Annotated in this window: 20 protein-coding genes; 3 read left to right on the top strand and 17 right to left on the bottom strand. The window is 74.1% G+C overall.

What is annotated here, in order from left to right:
- Positions 1–59: 59 nt before the first annotated feature.
- Complete coding sequence (locus ACI782_RS06230; protein ID WP_456907350.1) at positions 60–977, top strand: 5'-3' exonuclease; 918 nt, start codon at positions 60–62, stop codon at positions 975–977.
- A 25-nt stretch (positions 978–1,002) separates the two neighbouring features.
- Here ACI782_RS06230 and ACI782_RS06225 read toward each other — a convergent pair whose 3' ends face one another.
- The 8 genes from ACI782_RS06225 to ACI782_RS06190 all read right to left on the bottom strand — a co-directional run bounded on the left by ACI782_RS06225 (position 1,003) and on the right by ACI782_RS06190 (position 9,237).
- Complete coding sequence (locus ACI782_RS06225; protein ID WP_456907182.1) at positions 1,003–1,629, bottom strand: DUF4333 domain-containing protein; 627 nt, start codon at positions 1,627–1,629, stop codon at positions 1,003–1,005.
- Between the two features lie 100 nt (positions 1,630–1,729).
- Positions 1,730–4,576 carry a DEAD/DEAH box helicase gene (locus tag ACI782_RS06220; RefSeq protein WP_456907180.1) on the bottom strand — a complete coding sequence of 949 codons (2,847 nt, stop codon included), beginning with the start codon at positions 4,574–4,576 and terminating at the stop codon, positions 1,730–1,732.
- Positions 4,577–4,701: 125 nt separating this feature from the next.
- The gene (locus ACI782_RS06215) at positions 4,702–5,571 is read right to left on the bottom strand and encodes a diacylglycerol kinase family protein (RefSeq protein ID WP_456907178.1); all 870 of its coding nucleotides are present in this window, start codon (positions 5,569–5,571) and stop codon (positions 4,702–4,704) included.
- Positions 5,572–5,652: 81 nt separating this feature from the next.
- Positions 5,653–6,594: a twin-arginine translocase subunit TatC gene (gene tatC / locus ACI782_RS06210; RefSeq protein WP_456907176.1), complete on the bottom strand. Its 942-nt coding sequence runs from the start codon at positions 6,592–6,594 to the stop codon at positions 5,653–5,655.
- 45 nt (positions 6,595–6,639) lie between these two features.
- Positions 6,640–6,951, bottom strand: a complete 312-nt coding sequence (gene tatA / locus ACI782_RS06205; protein ID WP_456907174.1) for a Sec-independent protein translocase subunit TatA — start codon at positions 6,949–6,951, stop codon at positions 6,640–6,642.
- 88 nt (positions 6,952–7,039) lie between these two features.
- Complete coding sequence (locus tag ACI782_RS06200) at positions 7,040–7,237, bottom strand: hypothetical protein (RefSeq protein ID WP_456907172.1); 198 nt, start codon at positions 7,235–7,237, stop codon at positions 7,040–7,042.
- A gap of 10 nt (positions 7,238–7,247) precedes the next feature.
- A complete protein-coding gene (locus tag ACI782_RS06195) occupies positions 7,248–8,246 on the bottom strand; it encodes a helix-turn-helix transcriptional regulator (RefSeq protein ID WP_456907170.1) in 999 nt (332 codons plus the stop codon).
- A 10-nt stretch (positions 8,247–8,256) separates the two neighbouring features.
- Positions 8,257–9,237, bottom strand: a complete 981-nt coding sequence (locus ACI782_RS06190; RefSeq protein ID WP_456907168.1) for a helix-turn-helix transcriptional regulator — start codon at positions 9,235–9,237, stop codon at positions 8,257–8,259.
- Positions 9,238–9,292: 55 nt separating this feature from the next.
- On the opposite strand from ACI782_RS06190, the gene ACI782_RS06185 reads away from it, so the two are divergent.
- Positions 9,293–10,390, top strand: a complete 1,098-nt coding sequence (locus ACI782_RS06185) for a DUF3866 family protein (RefSeq protein WP_456907166.1) — start codon at positions 9,293–9,295, stop codon at positions 10,388–10,390.
- A 105-nt stretch (positions 10,391–10,495) separates the two neighbouring features.
- On the opposite strand, the gene pafA is transcribed toward ACI782_RS06185, so the two are convergent.
- The 9 genes from pafA to ACI782_RS06140 all read right to left on the bottom strand — a co-directional run bounded on the left by pafA (position 10,496) and on the right by ACI782_RS06140 (position 19,613).
- Positions 10,496–11,854: a Pup--protein ligase gene (pafA, locus tag ACI782_RS06180; protein ID WP_456907164.1), complete on the bottom strand. Its 1,359-nt coding sequence runs from the start codon at positions 11,852–11,854 to the stop codon at positions 10,496–10,498.
- A 50-nt stretch (positions 11,855–11,904) separates the two neighbouring features.
- On the bottom strand, positions 11,905–12,255 hold the full coding sequence (locus tag ACI782_RS06175; RefSeq protein ID WP_456907162.1) for a hypothetical protein: 351 nt from the start codon (positions 12,253–12,255) through the stop codon (positions 11,905–11,907).
- Positions 12,256–12,267: 12 nt separating this feature from the next.
- A complete protein-coding gene (gene prcA, locus ACI782_RS06170; protein WP_456907348.1) occupies positions 12,268–13,128 on the bottom strand; it encodes a proteasome subunit alpha in 861 nt (286 codons plus the stop codon).
- Between the two features lie 11 nt (positions 13,129–13,139).
- Positions 13,140–13,982, bottom strand: coding sequence for a proteasome subunit beta (prcB, locus tag ACI782_RS06165; protein ID WP_456907160.1), 843 nt, complete (start codon positions 13,980–13,982; stop codon positions 13,140–13,142).
- A 195-nt stretch (positions 13,983–14,177) separates the two neighbouring features.
- A complete protein-coding gene (locus tag ACI782_RS06160; RefSeq protein ID WP_456907158.1) occupies positions 14,178–14,792 on the bottom strand; it encodes an endonuclease domain-containing protein in 615 nt (204 codons plus the stop codon).
- Between the two features lie 27 nt (positions 14,793–14,819).
- On the bottom strand, positions 14,820–15,029 hold the full coding sequence (locus ACI782_RS06155) for a ubiquitin-like protein Pup (RefSeq protein ID WP_456907156.1): 210 nt from the start codon (positions 15,027–15,029) through the stop codon (positions 14,820–14,822).
- Between the two features lie 114 nt (positions 15,030–15,143).
- A complete protein-coding gene (dop, locus tag ACI782_RS06150) occupies positions 15,144–16,649 on the bottom strand; it encodes a depupylase/deamidase Dop (RefSeq protein ID WP_456907154.1) in 1,506 nt (501 codons plus the stop codon).
- A 169-nt stretch (positions 16,650–16,818) separates the two neighbouring features.
- Positions 16,819–18,588, bottom strand: coding sequence for a proteasome ATPase (gene arc, locus ACI782_RS06145; protein WP_456907152.1), 1,770 nt, complete (start codon positions 18,586–18,588; stop codon positions 16,819–16,821).
- A gap of 140 nt (positions 18,589–18,728) precedes the next feature.
- A complete protein-coding gene (locus ACI782_RS06140) occupies positions 18,729–19,613 on the bottom strand; it encodes a tRNA (adenine-N1)-methyltransferase (RefSeq protein WP_456907150.1) in 885 nt (294 codons plus the stop codon).
- 91 nt (positions 19,614–19,704) lie between these two features.
- On the opposite strand from ACI782_RS06140, the gene ACI782_RS06135 reads away from it, so the two are divergent.
- A complete protein-coding gene (locus tag ACI782_RS06135; protein ID WP_456907346.1) occupies positions 19,705–20,655 on the top strand; it encodes a RecB family exonuclease in 951 nt (316 codons plus the stop codon).
- Positions 20,656–20,762: the final 107 nt, after the last annotated feature.

Raw genomic sequence — 20,762 nt, 5'->3', positions numbered from 1 at the left:
AGACTATCCACGAGCACGGGGACCGTTCCTGACAGTTACCGTGCCGGGTCGTGACGACCATGCTGCTCGACGCGGCCAGCCTCTACTTCCGGGCCTTCTACGGGGTGCCGACCAGCGTGACCTCGCCGGACGGGCGCCCGGTCAACGCCGTCCGCGGGTTCCTCGACATGACCGCCCGGCTGGTCACCGCCCACGCTCCCGAGCGGCTGGTGGCCTGCTGGGACGACGACTGGCGGCCGGCCTTCCGGGTCCAGGCGCTGCCCTCGTACAAGGCCCACCGGCTGGCCGCCGACGGCGGCGAGGAGACGCCCGACGAGCTGGGCCCGCAGGTGCCGGTGCTGGTCGAGGTGCTGGCCGCGGCGGGGCTGGCGCGGGTCGGGGCGCCCGGCTACGAGGCCGACGACGTGATCGGCACGCTGGCCGCGCGGGCGCGGGGGCCGGTCGACGTGGTCACCGGCGACCGGGACCTGTTCCAGCTGGTGGACGACGCGCAGCAGGTGCGGGTCCTCTACACCGCGCGGGGCATCGGCGACATCGAGTGCGTCGACGAGGCGGCGGTGACCGCGAAGTACGGCATCCCGGGCCGGGCCTACGCCGACTTCGCCGTCCTGCGCGGCGATCCCAGCGACGGGCTGCCCGGCGTGGCCGGCGTCGGTGCCAAGACCGCCGCGGCGCTGATCTGCGAGTTCGGCGACCTCGCCGGCATCCGGGCGGCCGCGGCGCGCACCGTCGTCCCGAAGGCGCCGCTGACCGCCGCGGTCCTGAAGAAGCTGCACGCCGGCTCGGCCTACCTCGACGCCGCGCCGGTCGTGGTCGCCGTCGCCCGGGACATCGACCTGCCGCCGGTCCCGGACGCGCTGCCGCGGCGGCCGGCCGACCCCGCGGCGCTGGCCGCCCTGGCCGAGGCCCACGGGATCGGCTCCTCGCTCGAGCGGCTGGGCGCCGCGCTGGGCTGGCCGGCCGGCGTCCTCGACTGAGCACACCGGCCCGCAGGTCAGCGGCTCAGACCTCGGCCCACTCGTACTCGGCGTCCTCGGGGTCGGAGATGCGGATCTCCACGGTGACCTCCTCGCCGTCCGCCGTGACCCCGGTGCACCGGTAGGCGGCGTCGTTCTCCACCACCATCTCCTGTGGGCAGGTGAGCTCGACCGCCACGCCGTAGTTCTGCTCGAACTGGACCGCGACGTCGCGCTCGACGGCCGCCCGGTCCAGGACCCGGTCCCCCAGGAGCCGGGAGAGGACCACGGCGAGGACGAGCAGGACGGCGAGGGCGACCAGCCCGGCGACCAGGCCGGTCCGGGACTTCTTCGGCTGCTCCTGGGGCGGGCTCCACTGGCCGGGCGGGCCGTAGGGCTGCTGCCCGTACTGGCCGGGCTGGCCGTACTGCGGCTGGCCGTACTGCGGCGCGCCGTAGGCGGGCTGCCCGTACTGGGGCCCGCCGTAGGGCTGCCCCGGCTGCCCGTAGGAGGGGCGTTGCTGACCGCCGTAGCCGCCGGGCGCGGGTGCGCCGTACCCACCGGGCTGGCCGTACTCGCCGGGCTGCTGCCCGTACGGGCCGGGCTGGCCGTACTCGCCGGGCTGCTGCCCGTACGGGCCCGGCTGGCTGCCACCCGGCGGTGGGTTGGTCATCGTCGCTCCTGCTCCTGGTCGCCGCTCCGGGACGGCGCGTCCCGGAGCGGGGAGATTGTGCACCACGGCAGGCCGCCCGCCGGTGCTGCGGACCGCAGCGTCAGCCGCCGACCGCCACCGCGACGACCCCCCGGCGGACCCGGTCCACCGTCTTGCGGGAGGTGGCGGCCACCGGCTCGTCGGCGGTCTTGGCCAGCTGGTCGAGCAGGTCGATCAGCTGCCGCGCCCAGCGCACGAAGTCCCCGCCGGAGAGCTCGGTGCCGGCCTGTTCGGCGCCGGCGAGGACGCGGTCGAGGCTCTGCCCGTCGGCCCACCGGTACGCCGCCCAGGCGAACCCGAGGTCCAGGTCGCGGCCGGCGGGCACGCCGTGGTCGAGCTCGACGTCCTGCAGCCGCGACCGGATCCGGCGCATCTCCCCGATCGCCGCGGCCACCTTGCCGGCCGGGATGGCCGGCTGGCCGGGGGTGTCCCGCCGCGCCTCGAACACCAGCGTGGACACCGCGGCCGCGAGCTCGGCCGGGGTGAGGCCGCGCCAGACGCCGGCCCGCAGGCACTCGGCGACCAGCAGGTCGGCCTCCGACCAGATGCGGGCCAGCCGCCTGCCGTCGTCGGTGACCAGCGGGACGTCGTCCACCGCCGGGACGGCCTCGGTGTCGGCCGGGACCAGCGGCGCCACGTCGGGCACCAGGTAGCCCAGCTCCTCGAGGACGTCGCAGGTGCGGTCGAACTGCCGGGTCAGCGAGCCGGTGCGCTCGGCCATCTTCCGGTGGGTGGCATCGGCCTCCCGCACCGCGCGCAGCCAGCGCTCGGCGGCCCGCACCCGCTCCTCCCGGTCCGGCAGCGCGTGCACCGGGTGGTTGCGCAGCGCGCGGCGCAGGTCCTGCAGCACCGGGTCGTCGGCGGCCGCCGAGCGCTGCTTGACCCGCCGGGCGCCGAGGTCGTTCTCCACGCGGGCGTTGCGGAGGGTGGCCGCGAGGTCCCGGCGGGCGTGCGGGCTGCGGTGGTTGAAGTTCCGCGGCACGCGGACCCGGGCCAGCGCGGTGACCGGGGTCGGGAAGTCCACGGTGCCCAGCCGGCCGGCCCACTTGTCCTCGGTGAGCACCAGCGGGCGCGGCTCGGCGAGGTCGGTGACGCCGGGGTCGAGGACGACCGCCAGCCCCTGCCGCCTCCCCGACGGGACCCGGATGACGTCGCCGGGACGCAGCGCCGCCAGCGTCTCCGCCGCCTCCATCCGCCGCTTGGCCTGGGAGTCGCGGGAGAGCTCCCGCTCCCGGTCGGCGATCTCCTGCCGCAGCCGGGCGTAGTCCCCCACGTCGCCGGAGTCGGAGTGCATCTCGGCGGCCCACCGCTCGGCGTCCCTCTCGTGCCGGGCCGCCGACCGGGCCAGCCCCACCACCGAGCGGTCGGCCTGGAACTGGGCGAAGGAGGAGGCCAGCAGCTCGCGGGCGCGGGCCCGGCCGAACGAGCCGACCAGGTTGACGGCCATGTTGTAGCTCGGCCGGAACGAGGACCGCAGCGGGTAGGTGCGGGTGCTGGCCAGCCCCGCGACGACCGACGGGTCCATGCCCGGGGCCCACACGACCACCGCGTGCCCCTCGACGTCGATGCCGCGGCGGCCCGCGCGGCCGGTGAGCTGGGTGTACTCCCCCGGCGTGACGTCGACGTGCGCCTCGCCGTTCCACTTGACCAGCCGCTCGAGGACGACGGTGCGCGCCGGCATGTTGATGCCCAGCGCCAGGGTCTCGGTGGCGAACACGGCCTTCACCAGGCCGCGCACGAAGCACTCCTCGACGGTCTCCTTGAACGCCGGCACCAGCCCTGCGTGGTGGGCGGCGAGGCCGGCCAGCAGCCCCTCGCGCCACTCCCAGAAGCCCAGGACGTGCAGGTCCTCCTCCGGCAGGGAGCCGGTGCGCTCGTCGATGACCGCGGCGATCTCCGACCGCTCCCGCTCGTCGGTGAGCCGCAGCCCGGCGCGCAGGCACTGGTCGACGGCGGCGTCGCAGCCGTTGCGGCTGAACACGAACGTGATGGCCGGCAGCAGGCCGGCGCGGTCGAGCCGCTCGATCACGTCGGGGCGGGCCGGCGGCCGGTAGCGGGGCCTGTGCCAGTCCCGGTCCCGGCGCGAGCCCCCGTTGCCGCCGCCCCAGGTGTCCAGCCGCCGCTCGTGCTCGCGCACGTAGCGCACCAGCTCCGGGTCGACGACGCTCGCGCCGCGCTCCCGGGTGGACTGCCCCCGCGGGTCCTCCCCCTGCTCGGCGGCGTGCGCGGCCGGGCGCAGGCTGAACAGGTCGAACACCCGGTTGCCGACCAGCATGTGCTGCCACAGCGGGATCGGCCGGACCTCGCTGACCACGACCTTCGTGTGGCCGCGGACGGTGACCAGCCAGTCGGCGAACTCCTCGGCGTTGCTCACCGTCGCCGACAGCGACACCAGGGTCACCGACTGCGGGAGGTGGATGATCACCTCCTCCCAGACCGCGCCGCGGAAGCGGTCGGCCAGGTAGTGCACCTCGTCCATGACGACGTAGCCGAGGCCGTCGATCGCCGGGGACTCCGCGTAGAGCATGTTGCGCAGCACCTCGGTGGTCATCACGACCACGGGGGCGTCCCCGTTGATGGCGTTGTCGCCGGTGAGCAGGCCGACCGCCGCCTCGCCGTAGCGCTCGACGAGGTCGTTGTACTTCTGGTTGGACAGCGCCTTGATCGGCGTCGTGTAGAAGGCCTTGCGCCCCTCGGCCAGCGCCTTGTGGACGGCGAACTCGCCGACGACGGTCTTGCCCGCCCCGGTCGGCGCGCAGACCAGCACGCCGGCGCCCTCGTCGAGGGCCTCGCAGGCCTCCACCTGGAATGGGTCGAGGGAGAACCCGAGGTCAGCGGTGAAGTCGGCCAGCGTGGGGTGGGCGCTGCGCCGCCGGGCAGCCGCGTAGCGCTCAGCGGGGCTGGACATGGCTCCACAGTAAGGACCTCCCCGCTCCCCACCACACGAGGACCCCGTCCTCCTCGTCCCCCGCACGCTCGGGACGAGCCTCGGGACGGGGCCGGCGGCGGGCCCCTGCAGGCAGGCCGTCGGGCTCAGCGGCGGCCGGCGCCGACCACGCGCAGCGCCCCCGGCACGCAGGTGCTCGCCGCCGGCAGCGGGGCGACCGGCTCGCCGTCGGCGTAGGTGGTCGGCCCCTCCCCCGCCAGCTCGACCCGGGCGGCCCGGTGCACCGTGACGGCCGGGTGCGCCACGTGGGTGCCGGCGGTCAGCCGCGGCCGGGTCGCCACCAGCTCCCGGCGGCTGACCGGGCCCACGACGGTGACGTCGAACCGCCCGTCGGCGCAGTCGGCGGCCGGGCAGACCCGCATGCCGCCGCCGTACCAGGGCGTGTTGCCGACGGCGACCAGGGTGACCGGCAGCGTGCGCGCGGCGCCGTCGAGGACGACGGTCAGCTCCCGGGGGCGCAGCCGGGCCAGCTCGGCGAGGATGGCGACGTCGTAGCGCCGCGGGCCGCGCGGCCACCGCAGCCGGTTGGCCCGGTCGGTCACCGCGGAGTCGAACCCGCAGCACAGCACGGTGGCCCACCAGCGGGTCCCGGTGCGCCCGGCGTCGAGGGTGCGCACCCGCCCGCTCACCAGGTCCTCGCCGGCGGCCCACGCGGCGGCGACCGGGTCGGGCGGGGTGCCGAGGGCCAGGGCCAGGTCGTTGCCGGTCCCGGCCGGGACGACGGCCAGCGGCGTGGCGGTGCCCGCCACCGCCTGCAGGACCGCGTGCGCGGCGCCGTCCCCGCCGAGGGCCACCACCGCCGCCGCGCCCCCGGCGACCGCGGCGGCGGCCTGCTGCTCGGCCGCGGCGCGGGTGGTCGCCGGCAGCACCGCCGGGTGCAGCCCGGCCGCGCGCAGCGCGTCGAGCACGGCGGGAGCGGCCGCCCGGGCCCGGCCCCGGCCGGCGGCCGGGCTCACCAGGACGGCGACCTCCGCGCCGGCCCCTCTGCGGGGGCCCGCCGCGGACCCGCGAGGGGCGGGGGGCAGGAGGGTCCCCGCTCAGCGGCGGGAGCGCGCGCCCCGGCCGTCGACCGGCGTGGGGACGTCGTCCTCGCGGCCCAGGTCGTCGTAGGGCGTCGGCGAGGCGTCCAGCTGCGACGGCGTGGCGTCCAGCGGGGAGGCCTCGTCGTCGGCGAGGTCGTGGAAGTGCTCGACCGCCGCCCGCTTGGCCCGCCGCCGGTCGACGAAGCGGGCGATCTGGATGGCCAGCTCGAACAGCACGATCATCGGCCCGGCCATCAGGAGCATGGTGAACGGGTCCTGGGTCGGCGTGATGAACGCGGCGAAGACGACGGTCAGGAAGAAGATCCAGCGCCGGCTCTTGCGCAGCGCCTCGTAGCTGAGGACGCCGACCAGGTTGAGCGCGATCGCGACCAGCGGCACCTCGAAGCTCACCCCGAAGGCGACCAGCAGCGAGAGCACGAAGCCGATGTAGTCCTGGGCGGTCAGCGCGACCACGACGCCGTCGCCGGCCAGGCTCAGCAGCAGCTCCAGGCCGGCCGAGAGCGAGACGTAGGCCAGCACCGCGCCGAGGGCGAACAGCGCCGTCGACACGACCACGAAGGTGACGCCGTACCGCTTCTCGTGGCGCTTGAGGCCCGGCGTGATGAACGCCCACAGCTGGTAGAGCCAGACCGGCGCGGAGAGCACCGCGCCGGCCAGCAGGCTCACCTTCAGCCGGATGAACACCCCGCCGAACACGTCGGTGATCAGCAGGCCGCAGGTGTCCTCGGCGCCCTGCCCGAAGCGCAACTCGTCAGGCAGTCCGCAGTACGGGGCCCGGATGAACTCCCCCAGGCCGTGCCCGTACCACCAGAACGCGAACGCCGACGCCAGCAGCAGCGCCAGCAGCGACTTGGCGACCCGGTTGCGCAGCTCGGTGAGGTGCGCGATGAGCGACATGGTCGCCTCGGGGTCCCGCGGACGGCGGCGTCGCCGCACGCGGGGACGGTGCGGGCCGTGCTCGCTCATCGTGGTGCCGGAGGGTCAGCGGGAGGTGTCGCTCTGCTGCGCGGCGCGGGCCCGCAGCTCGGCGGCCCGGGCCTCCGCAGCCCGCGCCTCGGCCTCCAGCGCGGTGGCGTCGGGGCCGGCCGGGGGCAGCACCTCGCCGCGCACCGGAGTGGTCCTGGCGGCGTCCTTGGTGCGGACGTCGTCGTCCTTCATGCCCTTCATCTCGCCCTTGAAGATGCGCAGCGAGCGGCCCAGCGAGCGCGAGGCGTCCGGCAGCTTCTTGTAGCCGAAGAGCAGCAGGATGGCCAGGATGATCAGGCCGATCTCCAACGGGCCGAGTCCGGCCATGACGGTCCTCCAGGGGATTCGGTGGCGTCCTCGATGCTACGTGGCGATTCCGCTCGCGTGGTCCCCCGAAGCGGGGGGTCGCCCGGAGTCAGCGGTCGCGGTCGCCCACCTCGGCGGCGCGGGCGGCGGCGGCCTGCACGTCGGCGAGTACCGGCCGCACGTCCCGCTCGAACGCCGCGACCTCGCGCCGCAGCCGCGCGGCGGCGCCGAACAGCCCGTACCCCAGCGCCCCCAGGACGACGACGGCCAGCACGGCGACGGCGATCCACACGACGAGCAGCAGCACGGGCCCGACCCTAGTCCCCGGAGGGAACCGCGGGCTGACCCTCCGGTGCATAGCGGGCGAGCGCGGCGCGGGCGTCGGCGGCGACCTCGGCGGCCAGGCCGGCCGGCTCGTCGACGGTCGCCGCGCCCCCGAGGGTGGCCACCAGCCGCCGGGCCCAGGCGACGTCCGCGGTGCGGACGGAGACCGCCAGCCCGCCGGGCGGGTCGTCGACCTCCCGGACGTCCTCCACCGGGTAGTACTCGGCGACCCAGCGGGCGCTGCGGGCCAGCCGCAGCCGGACCACCGGGGAGCCGGGTTCGGGCTGGTAGATCCCGGCGTCGACGTCGCGCAGGTGCACGTCCGGCGGCGGCGCCGACGGCTCCTCGAGGACCGCGACGTCGTCGATCCGGTCCAGCCGGAACAGCCGGACGCCGGCGACCTCGCGCGACCAGGCCTCCAGGTACCAGCGGCCGTCGACGAGCAACAGCCGCAGCGGGTCGACGGTGCGCTCGGTCCGCTCGTCCCGCGTGGGCACGTAGTAGTGCAGGTGCAGCGCCCGCTTGCGCTCCAGGCCCTCCCGGACGACGGCCAGCGCCTGCTCGCGGGCGTCCACCGACAGCGCCACCGGGGTGACCCGCTCACCGGCGTGCCCCGGGGCCGCCATCACCTTGGCCAGCGCCCGGCTGACCGCCTCCTGCTCGGCCAGCCCCGGCAGCTCCAGCAGCGCCCGCAGCGCGACCACCAGGGCGACCGCCTCGTCGGTGGTCAGCCGCAGCGGGCGGACCATCCCCGCGGTGAACGTGACCCGCACCCGGTCGCCCTCGAAGGCCAGGTCGATGAGGTCGCCCGGGCCGTAACCGGGCAGCCCGCACATCCACAGCAGCTCCAGGTCGCGGCGCAGCTGCCGCTCCGGGACGCCGAAGTCGCGGGCCACCTCGGCCAGCGGCACGCCCTCGGGCCGGGCGGTGAGGTACGGGACGAGCGAGAGCAGCCGCGTCATCCGCTCCGTCGTCGTCGGCGCGCTCGTCATGCCACCGTCCTCACGCCATCGCCGCCAGCCGGGTCAGCCGCTCGACGACGGCCTGCCGCACCTCGGCGGGCGCCTCCACCACGACGTCGGCGCCGTAGGCGGCCAGCTCGTCGGCCAGCCGCATCGGCTCGGTGGTGCGCACCTGCAGCCGGTCCCAGTCGGCGTCCCCGCCGTCCGCCGCCGGGCCGAGCGGGGTGGCGTGCCGGCGCAGCCCGATCGCCGTCCCGGGCCGGGCCCGCACCAGCACCAGCTGCTCCTCCCCGCCGAACTGCCCGGCGACCATCGCGGCCAGGTCGACGTCCTCCGGCGGCTCGAAGGCGCCGGCCGGGCCGACGGCCTGCGGGGTGCCCACCACCCGGGAGAGCCGGAACACCCGCGGCGCCTGCCGGTCGAGGTCGAGCCCGCCGAGGTACCAGCGGCCGTGCCAGGCCACCACCCCCCACGGCTGCACGTGCCGGCGGGCCGGGGTGTCCTCGTCGGGACGGCGGTAGTCGAACTCGAGCTCGCGGCGGTCGCGGGCGGCGGTGTAGCACGGCTCGAAGGCCGGCTCGTCGGAGTCCAGCCGCGGCCGCAGCGGCAGCGCCCGGCCGGTGTCGACGTCCACCCCGGCGGCCTTGAGCTTCACCAGCGCGCTGTGCGCGGCGCCGGCCAGCTGCGCGGACTCCCACAGCCGCAGCGCCAGGCCGACCGCGGCGGCCTCCTCGCCGGTCAGGGTGATCTCGGGCAGCTCGTAGTCGGCGCGCGCGATGCGGTAGCCGTCCTCGGTGTCGAAGACGCTGGTGCGGCCGGTCTCCAGCGGCACGCCCATCTCGCGCAGCTCGGCCTTGTCCCGCTCGAACATCCGCTTGAACGCCTCGTCGGCGCGCGCGGTGCCGTCGTCGGGCTCGTAGCCGGGCACGGTGGCCCGGATCCGCGCCGCGGTCACGTACTGCCTGGTCCCGAGCAGGGCGATGACCAGGTTGACCAGCCGCTCCGCCCGCTTCGCCGCCACGCGCCCAGGCTAGTCACGCGGCACAAGCGGCGAGCCCTCTGGCTAGCCTGCCCGCGTGGGGGAAGCGACTTCGACGCAGCAGCGGATCCGGTGGCGACGCGGGACGGTGACCGCCCTGGGCCGGTCCTGGCGGGACGCCCAGGAGCTGACCGTGCAGGTCCCGGACGACGGCGAGGTGCGGGCGCTGGCGCACCCCTCGCTGGTGGGAGTGCCCGAGGTGGGCGACACGGTGCTGCTCAACACCACCGCTTGGGCGCAGCGCCTGGGCACCGGCGGGTACGCCCTGGTCGTCGCCGTCCCCGACCGGCTGCCCCCGGACCCGACCGGCCCCGGGCACCTGGTCAAGGCCCGGTACACGCCGCTGCAGGTGACCGTGCAGGGCGTCGACGAGCAGGACACCGCCTCGCACGAGACCATCGCCGAGGCCGACGACCTCGGGGGCATGCCCGTCGTCGTCGCCGACCTGCACTCGGCGCTGCCGGCGGTCCTGATCGGCGTCCTGGCCACCGACCCGGACCTGAGGGTCGCCTACGTCATGACCGACGGCGGGGCGCTGGTGGCCGGGTTCTCCCGGACGCTCTCGGCGCTGGCGCCGTCGCTGGCCGGGACGGTGACCGTGGGCCAGGCCTTCGGTGGCGACGCCGAGGCGGTCACCCTGCACACCGGGCTGCTGGCGGCCAAGCACGTGCTCGGCGCCGACGTGGCGATCGTGACCCAGGGGCCGGGCAACCTCGGCACCGGCACTCCCTGGGGCTTCTCCGGGGTGGCCGCCGGGGAGGCGTGCAACGCCGTGTCGGTGCTCGGGGGCGTGGCGGTCGGCGCGCTGCGGATCTCCGACGCCGACCTGCGGCCACGCCACCGCGGTGTCTCGCACCACTCGCTGACCGCGTTCGGGCGGGTGGCCCTGGCCGGGGTGACCCTGGTGGCGCCGCGCGGGCTCGGGTCGGAGCTCGGGGGCCAGGTCGAGGAGGACCTCGCCGGCCAGCCCGAGCGCAACCCGATCGTGTGGATGGACGTCGACGGGCTCGAGGAGGCCCTGGGCCTGTCCCCCGTGCCGCTGTCGACGATGGGCCGCGGCTTCCCGGAGGAGCGCGCCTACTTCCTGGCCGCGGCCGCCGCGGGCCGGTACGCCGCGCTCCAGGTGCCGCTGTGACATCCGTCGTCCTCCGGACGACACCGCGGCCAGGTGCCGTCCCCTACTGCGCTGAGCCCCACCGACGCGCCCTTCGCGGACCCCTCCGGGGCCCACTCGGACACGTCACATGCTGGCGATGAGCTTGTCGACGCGCTCGTCGACGGCCTTGAACGGGTCCTTGCACAGCACGGTGCGCTGGGCCTGGTCGTTGAGCTTGAGGTGCACCCAGTCGACGGTGAAGTCGCGCCGCTTCTCCTGGGCCCGCCGGATGAACTCGCCGCGCAGCCGGGCGCGGGTGGTCTGCGGCGGCACGTTCTTGGCCTCGAACACCCGCGGCTCGTGCGCCACCCGGTCGACGGCGTTGTTGCGCTCGAGCAGGTAGTACAGGCCCCGCCGGCGGCTGATGTCGTGGTAGGCGAGGTCCATCTGCGCGATCCGCGGGTGCGACAGCGGGAGGTCCCGCTTGGCCCGGTAGCGCTCGATCATCGTGTACTTGGTGGCCCAGTCGATCTCGCGGTCGATGAGCGAGAGGTCGCCGGAGTCGACGGCCTTGAGCACCCGGCCCCACAGCTCGAGCATCTGCCGGTGCACCGGGCCGAAGCCCTCGCGGTCGACGAACTCCGCGGCGCGGCTGTGGTACTCCGACTGGATCTCCAGCGCCGACATCTCCCGGCCGTTGGCCAGCCGGACCTTGCGCCGCCCGGTCATGTCGTGGCTGATCTCGCGGATGGCGCGGATCGGGTTCTCCAGCGCCATGTCCTTGACCGGGACGCCGGCCTCGATCATCCGCAGCACCAGGTCGGTGATCGCGACCTTGAGCAGCGTCGTCGTCTCGTTCATGTTCGAGTCGCCGACGATGACGTGCAGCCGCCGGTAGCGCTCGGCGTCGGCGTGCGGCTCGTCGCGGGTGTTGATGATCGGCCGGGACCGGGTGGTCGCGCTGGAGACGCCCTCCCAGATGTGCTCGGCGCGCTGGCTGACGCAGTAGATCGCGCCGCGCGGGGTCTGCAGCACCTTGCCGGCGCCGACCACGATCTGCCGGCTGACCAGGAACGGGATCAGCACGTCGGCCAGCCGGCTGAACTCCCCGTGCCGCCCGACCAGGTAGTTCTCGTGGCAGCCGTAGCTGTTGCCGGCCGAGTCGGTGTTGTTCTTGAACAGGTAGATGTCGCCGGTGACGCCCTCCTCGGCCAGCCGCTGCTCGGCGTCGACCAGCAGCCCCTCGAGGATCCGCTCGCCGGCCTTGTCGTGGACGACGAGCTCGGTGAGGTCGTCGCACTCGGCGGTGGCGTACTCCGGGTGGCTGCCCACGTCGAGGTAGAGCCGGGAGCCGTTGCGCAGGAACACGTTGGAGCTGCGCCCCCACGACACCACGCGGCGGAACAGGTAGCGGGCGACCTCGTCCGGGGACAGCCGGCGCTGCCCGCGGAAGGTGCACGTGACGCCGTACTCGGTCTCGATGCCGAAGATCCGTCGTTCCACGCACCGACTCTAGGCGCCGAGACCGACCCTGGCCCGGTCGCCGCGCGCGGCTACCCGCGCCGCTCGTCCAGCCGCCGCAGCAGGTCGTCGGCCGCCTCGGCGATCCGCGTGTGGTCGTTCTGCGTGGCCCGCTGCTTGGCGTGGATCAACGCCGCCCGGTTGACGCGGGAGAAGTCGCCGTACGGGAACGCGTAGCGCTTCTTGGTGTCCGCCGAGGCGTCCGGGTCGACGGCGAGGTGCCAGGCGCCGTAGCCGTCGTACCCGTGCGCGTCGATCTCGGCGTTCTCGTCGGCCGCCGACGGCGCGGCGTCCGACCAGTCGGTGTCAGCGTCGACCGTTCCGGCGTCGATGAGCCGGCGGGCCTGGTCCACGCCGGGCCGGTGCACCCGGTAGCCGGGCACGGTGTCCTCCCGTCAGGTCGAGGGGGCGTGTCCCCCGCTGCCCGCGGTGCCGCCGGTGTCGGGCGCGCTGGGCTCGCCGAGCCCGGCGGGGGCGCCGGGGGCCGGCGTGCTCGGCGCGTGCGCGGCGGTGTGCGGCTCCTCGACGGTCTCCGCCGCGGCGGCGTCGCCGCGGTCGAGCAGCGTGCGCAGCGCGGCGCCGACGACCCGCCGGAACGCGCGCTTGGGCCGGCGCCGGTCGAGGACGGCGACCTCGAGCTGCTCGGCGCTCAGCAGCGACGGGCCGCTGCCGTTGCCGCCGCTGGTGGCCGGGCTGACCGCCGACAGCGCCTGGACCCCGACCTTGAGCGCGTCGGCCAGGCTCATGCCGGGCAGGTAGTGCTCCCGCAGGTGGGCGCTGACGGCCTCGGCCTGCCCGCCCATGACCACGAAGTCGGGCTCGTCGACGACGGAGCCGTCGAAGGTGAGCCGGTAGAGCTGGTCGGTCTCCGGGGTGTCGCCCACCTCGGCGACGCACAGCTCGACCTCGTAGGGCTTCATCTGCTGGGTGAAGATCTCGCCCAGGGTCTGCGCGTAGGCGTTGGCGATGACCCGGCCGGTCACGTCCCGCCGGTTGTAGGAGTACCCGCGGACGTCGGCCAGCCGCACGCCGGCGACCCGCAGGCTCTCGAACTCGCTGTACCGGCCGACGGCGGCGAAGCCGATGCGGTCGTAGAGCTCGCCGACCTTGTGCAGGGTGGAGCTGGGGTTCTCGGCGATGAACAGCACCCCGTCGGCGTACGTGACGACGGCGACGCTGCGACCCCGGGAGATGCCCTTGCGGGCGTACTCCGAGCGGTCGCGCATCAGCTGCTCGGGCGAGGCGTAGTACGGCATGGTCACGGCGATCAGCCCTGCCCCTCGGCGGCGGCCCGCTCGTCGACGATGGTCTTGGCGACGGCGGCGACCTCGTCGTCGGCCAGCCGGACGGCACCCTCGGCGTCGACCCGGTAGACGATCGGGTACAGCCGGCGCACCGGGTCGGGGCCGCCGGTCGCGGAGTCGTCGTCGGCGGCGTCGTAGAGGGCCTCGACCAGGCTGCGGGTGGCGGCCTCGCCGTCCAGGCCGGGCCGCCAGGTCTTCTTCAGCGAGTTGCGGGCGAACAGCGAGCCCGAGCCCACCGCGGCGTAGCCGCGCTCCTCGTAGTTCCCGCCGGTGACGTCGTAGCTGAAGATCCGGCCCGGGGTGCCGTCGGGCGGGGCGTCGAGGTCGAAGCCGGCGAACAGCGGGACGACGGCCAGGCCCTGCAGGGCCGCACCCAGGTTGCCGCGGATCATCTGCGCGAGCCGGTTGGCCTTGCCGTCCAGGGACAGCGTCAGGCCCTCGATCTTCTCGTAGTGCTCGAGCTCGACCTGGTAGAGCTTGACCATCTCGATGGCGATGCCGGCGGCGCCGGCGATGCCGATGACCGACCAGGTGTCGGCCGCGTAGACCTTCTCGATGTCCCGGCTGGAGATCAGGTTGCCCATCGTGGCCCGCCGGTCGCCGCCCATGAGGACGCCGCCCGCGTAGGTGACCGCGACGATCGTCGTGCCGTGCGGCGTGACGTCACCGACGGGGATCTGCGGCACCGGACGGCGGCCGGGCAACAGGTCGGGGGCGGTGACCGCGAGGAAGTCGGTGAACGAGGAACCCACCCGGTCCAGGTAGGCGGGCGGGAACCCGCCGCGACCAGCTGCCGACTCGTTCACGCGTCCACCTGGCCGGCGCTCGGCGTCCGCGTGCCCGGCGGTGCCGTGTCCCTGGGTGAGCTCGCGAGCTCCCTCACGTGGTCCGCCTCTCCCGCCGCCCCCTGACGGCGTTCCCCGCTGCTCCCTGATCCGCCGACGACCTGCCCGGAGGCCGACGGCGCGGCGTCACTGCGACCCTACCGGCGGGTCCCGAGGTCAGCCGTCGGTGCCGCCGGGCCGGACGACGAAGGTGCCCTCGAGCCGCCGCAGCGCCTGCGCCTCGCGGTGCTCCTGGACGTAGAAGGCCGCGCCGTGGAGCAGCGACGGGTCGTCCCGGAACAGCCCCAGACCGTGGTTGCACCGCTGACACAGGAGCTGCCGCGTCACCCCCGACTCGTGGTCGTGGTCCAGGTGTTGCGGCGACGGGTCACCGCAGATGGCACACCGGTCGGATCGCGAGGCACGGAGCTCGGCCATGGCTCTCCGCGTGAGGCCGTACTTCCGGAAGAAGTAGCTCTCGCTGTCCGACGAGCTCTTGCACGGCTTGCACTGGCTGCCGAAGCCCGAGGGGGACCGACGGTTCCGGGTGAAGTCCTCGTGCGGAACGGGTTGGCGGCACGTCGGGCACCAGCGGAAGCCATCCGGGATCCATGAGTGGTCGCGCACCCGGTGTCCGGCTGCTTCCCGCCGCTGCCTGTAGAAGCGGTTGTTCCGGACGCGGTTGCAGGCCAGGCAGTAGAAGGACAAGCCATCACCCAGCGACCGATTACGCCCGAAGTCGGTGATCGGCTTAGTCCTCTTGCACTCGGGGCAGAGTTTGCTCGGAGGCATCGAGCGATCTCTGACTACGCAGAGTGATCACTCGCCTCCCTTCTGCACATACGACCTCACGAACTCCTCGGCATTCTCCTCGAGGACCTCGTCGATCTCGTCCAGGATCGAGTCGACGTCCTCGGTCATCTCCTTGTGGCGCTCGGCGACCTCGGTGTCGACCGAGGCCTCGACCTCCTCGGTCTCCTCGCGGGTGCGCGTCGTGCGCTGCTGACCGCCGGTGTCCCTCGTGGCCATGGCTGCCTCCAGGTCGGTTCGTGGCTGGTGCCTGAGCAGAAGTTACCCGCGAGGGGTGACGAACGGGTGTCGGTGAGCGGGCCCGTGGACGCGCCGGCGACCTGTGGAGGGCGCTCACCCGCCGGTGATGGTGTCGACCAGCTCCTGCGCCGAGGACGTCGACTCGAACAGCGCGCCCACGTGGTCGCGGGTGCCGCGCAGCGGCTCCATGGTCGGGATCCGCACCAGGTTCTCCCGCCCGAGGTCGAACACCACCGAGTCCCACGAGGCGGCCGCCACCTGGGCCGGGTAGCGGCGCAGGCACTCGCCCCGGAAGAACGCCCGGGTGTCCGTCGGCGGGCGCACCATCGCCCGGGTCACCTCGTCGTCGCCGAGCAGCCGCCGCATCGCCCCGCGGGCCACCAGGCGGTGGTAGAGCCCCTTCTCCGGCCGGACGTCGGAGTACTGCAGGTCCACCAGGTGCAGCCGGGAGTCGCCCCAGTCCAGCCCGTCGCGGGACCGGTAGCCCTCCAGCAGCCGCAGCTTGGCCGGCCAGTCCAGCCGGTCGGCGCAGCGCATGGGGTCGACGGCGAGGTCCTCGAGCACCTCGGCCCAGCGGCGCAGCACGTCGGCGGTCTGCTCGTCGGCCTCCCCGGTGCGGTCGACGTGGCGCTGCGCCATCTCCAGGTAGGCCTCCTGCACCTCCAGCGCGGTCATCCGCCGCCCGTCGCGCAGCCGCACCTGGTGGGTCAGCGACGGGTCGTGGCTGATCGCCTGCAACGCCTCGACCGGCTCCTCGAGGGAGAGGTCCTGGGTGAGCGTGCGCGCCTCGATCATGGCCAACACCAGCGACGTCGTCCCCACCTTGAGGTAGGTGGACAGCTCGGCGAGGTTGGCGTCGCCGATGATCACGTGCAGCCGGCGGTACTTGTCGGCGTCGGCGTGCGGCTCGTCGCGGGTGTTGATGATCGGCCGCTTGAGCGTGGTCTCCAGGCCCACCTCGACCTCGAAGAAGTCGGCCCGTTGGGAGAGCTGGAACCCCTGGGTGCGGCCCTCGGTGCCGATGCCCACCCGGCCCGAGCCGGCGACGACCTGGCGGGTCACGAAGAACGGGATCAGTCCACGGATGATGTCGAGGAACGGCGTCCGCCGGTCCATCAGGTAGTTCTCGTGCGACCCGTACGAGGCGCCCTTGCCGTCGGTGTTGTTCTTGTACAGCTGGATCGGCTGGGTGCCGGGGATGCGTGCGGCCCGCCGGGCCGCCTCCGCCATCACCTGCTCCCCTGCCTTGTCCCAGAGGACGACGTCGCGCGGGTTGGTGACCTCCGGCGTCGAGTACTCGGGGTGGGCGTGGTCGACGTAGAGCCGCGCGCCGTTGGTGAGGATGACGTTGGCCATCCCCGAGTCCTCGTCGAGGTCGTTGTGGTCGAGCGCCTGCGCCGGTGACAGGTCGAAGCCGCGGGCGTCGCGCAGCGGGGACTCCTCCTCGAAGTCCCAGCGCGGGCGGCGCGGCGTCGGCGCCTCGGCCACCGCCCAGGCGTTGACCACCTGGCTGGACAGGGTGGTTGGGTTCGCCGTCGGCTGCCCGGGCACCGAGATGCCGTACTCGACCTCGGTGCCCATGACCCGCCGCACGCTCATGGACCAACCCTAGGCCGCGCTGACGACACCGTCCGGGACCGCCTCAGCGGGACAGACGACGACGGCCCGGCCCCGTCGGAACGGGGACCGGGCCGGGTGACGTGCTGGAACGGCCCTGCTGCAGGGTCCCTCCGCCTGCGCGTGCGAGGCGTGGGGGCAGCAGGTCCTCTCAGAGGTACTGGCCGGTGTTGGTCGCGGTGTCGATCGCGCGGCCGGACTCGGCGCCCTTGCCGCTGATGAGCGTGCGGATGTAGACGATCCGCTCGCCCTTCTTGCCCGAGATCCGCGCCCAGTCGTCGGGGTTGGTCGTGTTCGGGAGGTCCTCGTTCTCCTTGAACTCGTCCAGGCAGGCCGCCATCAGGTGACCGACCCGCAGGCCGCCGCTGCCGGTCTCCAGCCGCTCCTTGATCGCCATCTTCTTGGCGCGGTCGACGATGTTCTGCAACATCGCGCCGGAGTTGAAGTCCTTGAAGTACAGGACCTCCTTGTCGCCGTTGGCGTAGGTCACCTCGAGGAAGCGGTTCTCCTCGCTCTCGGTGTACATCCGCTCGACGGTGCGCTGGATCATCCCGAGGATCGTGGCCTCGCGGCTGCCGCCGTGCTCGGCGAGGTCGTCGGGGTGGATCGGCAGCGAGGTGGTCAGGTACTTGCTGAAGATGTCGCGGGCGGCCTCCGCGTCCGGCCGTTCGATCTTGATCTTCACGTCCAGCCGGCCGGGGCGCAGGATCGCCGGGTCGATCATGTCCTCCCGGTTGGAGGCGCCGATGACGATGACGTTCTCCAGGCCCTCGACGCCGTCGATCTCGCTGAGCAGCTGGGGCACGATCGTGCTCTCGACGTCGGAGGACACCCCCGACCCGCGGGTGCGGAAGATCGAGTCCATCTCGTCGAAGAAGACGATGACCGGCGTCCCCTCGCCGGCCTTCTCCCGGGCGCGCTGGAACACCAGCCGGATGTGCCGCTCGGTCTCGCCGACGTACTTGTTGAGCAGCTCGGGGCCCTTGATGTTGAGGAAGTAGGACCTCGCCTGCCCCTCCCCCTTCACCGAGGCGACCTTCTTGGCCAGCGAGTTGGCCACCGCCTTGGCGATCAGCGTCTTGCCGCAGCCGGGCGGGCCGTAGAGCAGGATGCCCTTGGGCGGGCGCAGCTCGAACTCGCGGAACAGGTCGGCGTGCAGGAACGGCAGCTCGACGGCGTCCCGGATCTGCTCGATCTGCCGGGCCAGGCCGCCGATGTCGCCGTAGTCGATGTCGGGGACCTCCTCGAGGATGAGCTCCTCGACCTCGCTCTTGGGGATCCGCTCGTACACGTAGCCCGAGCGGGTCTCCAGCAGCAGCGAGTCACCGCTGCGCAGCGGCTGGCCGGTCAGGGAGTCGGCGAGGTAGACCACCCGCTCCTCGTCGGTGTGCCCGATGACCAGCGCGCGCGGCGTGACGCCGTCGACCGGCTCGAGCAGCTCCTTGAGCATGACGACGTCGCCGGCGCGCTCGAAGCCGCACGCCTCGACGACGTTCATCGCCTCGTTGAGCATGACCTCCTGGCCGTGCTGCAGCGTGTCGACCTCCACCGCCGGGGAGACCGAGACGCGCAGCTTGCGGCCGCCGGTGAAGACGTCGACCGTGCCGTCCTCGTGGCGGGCCAGGAAGACGCCGTAACCCGACGGCGGCTGGCCGAGCCGGTCCACCTCCTCCTTGAGCGTGACCAGCTGCTCACGGGCCTCGCGCAGGGTGGCGGCGAGCTTGTCGTTGCGCTCGGAGAGGAAGGCCGCGCGGCCCTCGGCCTCGGCGATCCGCTCCTCCAGCGCCCGCACCTGCCGGGGGCTCTCGGCCACCTTGCGGCGCAGGAGAGCGATCTCCTCCTCCAGGTAGGAGATCTGGCTGAGCAGAGCCGAGACGTCACGTTCACGCCGCGCTCGGAACTCGTCGGGACCCAGGCCCATCGCGCACCTCCGCACACATCGGGAGAGCCAGGAGGCAAATCTATACACGCCCGGCGACAGCCTGCCGGGGGCTCGCGGGCACCCCGGTCACGAGGAGGGAACGTCTGGGTTGCGTATGGTCCCAGGCGCCCCGCCGAGGGTCACCCCTTCTGTGCGCGCCGCTGTCGGACCGGTGCCACGACGCCCTCCGCGAGCCGCCGCGCCGTCACCAGGAAGGCCGTGTGCGCGACCATCCGGTGCTCCGGCCGAACGGCCAGCCCGACGGCGTGCCAGGGCCGCAGCAGGGTCTCCCAGGCGTGCGGCTCGGTCCACACGCCCTGGGCGCGCAGCGCCTCGACGAGGGTCGACAGCTGGGTGGCCGTCGCGACGTACCCGACGAGCACGCCGCCGGGGCGGAGCGCGGCCGCCACGGTCGGCAGCACCGCCCAGGGCTCGAGCATGTCGAGGACGACGCGGTCGACGACCTCCTCCGCGGGGTGCTCGGCGAGGTCGCCGAGCCGCAGCGACCAGTGCGGCGGCACCGCGCCGAAGAACGCGCCCACGTTGGCGCGGGCGACGTCGGCGAAGTCCTCGCGCCGCTCGTAGCTGGTGACGCTCCCCCGCTCCCCGACCGCGCGCAGCAGCGAGCAGGTCAGCGCCCCGGACCCGGCGCCGGCCTCCAGCACCCGCATGCCCGGGCCGATGTCGCCGAAGCCGACGATCTGGGCGGCGTCCTTGGGGTAGATGACCTGCGCGCCGCGCGGCATGGACAGCACGAAGTCGGCCAGCAGCGGCCGGAACGCCAGGTAGCCGGTGTTGGCCGTGGAGTGGACGACGGACCCCTCGGGGGCGCCGATCAGGTCGTCGTGCGCGATCGCGCCGCGGTGGGTGTGGAACTGCTTGCCCGGCTCCAGGACGACGGTGTGCAGCCGGCCCTTCGGGTCGGTGAGCTGGACGCGGTCGCCGACGACGAAGGCACCGGGCACCGGCTCGCGGGCCGGGGCGTCGGGCGAGGCGGGCTCGGGGGTCTGCTGCTGCGCGTCCACGGGCGGCCAGCCTACGGAGCAGCCGGTCGCGGCCCGGCGCGCGCACTCGGAACTGTCGGTGGGCGCGCCTAGCCTCGGAGAGGTGACGACGATGGCGCAGGACTCGGCGCTCGCGGCCCCGGTGCAGCCCGGGCAGCCGGTCCCCTCTTCCCCGGACTCGCCCGTCGACGAGACGGCGACCCCGCGCCGTCCCGCGCTCTCCCCGAGCCGGGCCGCGGACTTCAAGACCTGTCCCCTGCTCTACCGGTTCCGCACGATCGACCGGCTGCCCGAGCGCAAGAGCCTGGCCGCCGTCCGCGGCACGCTGGTGCACGCGGTGCTGGAGAGGCTCTACGACCTGCCCGCCCGGCAGCGGACACCGGCGGCCGCCCGCGAGCTGGTCGCCCCGGCGTGGGAGGAGCTGCGGGCCGATCCCGAGGTCGCCGAGCTGTTCGCCGAGGGAGGCGCAGCCGACGACGAGCCGGCCGGCCCGTCCCTCGACGCGTGGCTGGCCTCGGCCGGCAAGCTCGTGGAGACCTACTTCTCCCTGGAGGACCCGTCCCGCATCGAGCCGGACGGCCGGGAGCAGCTGGTCGAGGTCACCCTGCCCGACGGGCTGCTGCTGCGCGGCTACGTCGACCGGCTCGACGTCGCGCCCAACGGAGCGCTGCGGGTGGTCGACTACAAGACCGGGTCGATGCCGCGCGAGGCCTTCGAGGCCAAGGCGCTGTTCCAGATGAAGTTCTACGCGCTGGTGCTGTGGCGCACCCGGGGTGTGGTGGCCAGCCAGCTCAAGCTGCTCTACCTCGGCGACGGAGACGCGCTGACCTACGCGCCGGACGAGGGCGAGCTGGTGCGCTTCGAGCGCACCCTGCAGGCCATCTGGGCGGCGATCGAGCGGGCGGTGGCCAGCGGCGACTTCCGACCCAACCGGACGCGGCTGTGCGACTGGTGCGACCACCAGGCGCTGTGCCCGTCGTTCGGCGGCACTCCCCCGCCCTTCCCGGCGGAGGCCGCAGCCGCGGCCGGCTGGCAGACCCTGCCGATCGTCGAGCGCGACTGAGGAGGGCCCCGTCCTCCCGTGCCTGGCAGGGTCGGGGACGGGAGAGGGCCGGTCGGACCGGGCGCTGCTGGACGAGTGGCCGGCCGGGTCCCCTTCCGCTGACCGGG

It is taken from the genome of Geodermatophilus sp. SYSU D00703, from assembly GCF_054050155.1.
The sequence above is the reverse complement of the archived record's forward strand: the minus strand, read 5'-3'. Positions and strand labels throughout refer to the sequence as shown.

Coding starts and splice junctions, on each gene's coding strand:
- ACI782_RS06230 (WP_456907350.1), top strand. CDS start 60: ATGCTGCTCGACGCGGCCAGCCTCTACTTCCGGGCCTTCTACGGGGTG.
- ACI782_RS06225 (WP_456907182.1), bottom strand. CDS start 1,629: ATGACCAACCCACCGCCGGGTGGCAGCCAGCCGGGCCCGTACGGGCAG.
- ACI782_RS06220 (WP_456907180.1), bottom strand. CDS start 4,576: ATGTCCAGCCCCGCTGAGCGCTACGCGGCTGCCCGGCGGCGCAGCGCC.
- tatA (WP_456907174.1), bottom strand. CDS start 6,951: ATGGCCGGACTCGGCCCGTTGGAGATCGGCCTGATCATCCTGGCCATC.
- ACI782_RS06195 (WP_456907170.1), bottom strand. CDS start 8,246: ATGACGAGCGCGCCGACGACGACGGAGCGGATGACGCGGCTGCTCTCG.
- prcA (WP_456907348.1), bottom strand. CDS start 13,128: ATGCCGTACTACGCCTCGCCCGAGCAGCTGATGCGCGACCGCTCGGAG.
- ACI782_RS06160 (WP_456907158.1), bottom strand. CDS start 14,792: ATGCCTCCGAGCAAACTCTGCCCCGAGTGCAAGAGGACTAAGCCGATC.
- ACI782_RS06155 (WP_456907156.1), bottom strand. CDS start 15,029: ATGGCCACGAGGGACACCGGCGGTCAGCAGCGCACGACGCGCACCCGC.
- dop (WP_456907154.1), bottom strand. CDS start 16,649: ATGAGCGTGCGGCGGGTCATGGGCACCGAGGTCGAGTACGGCATCTCG.
- arc (WP_456907152.1), bottom strand. CDS start 18,588: ATGGGCCTGGGTCCCGACGAGTTCCGAGCGCGGCGTGAACGTGACGTC.
- ACI782_RS06135 (WP_456907346.1), top strand. CDS start 19,705: ATGGCGCAGGACTCGGCGCTCGCGGCCCCGGTGCAGCCCGGGCAGCCG.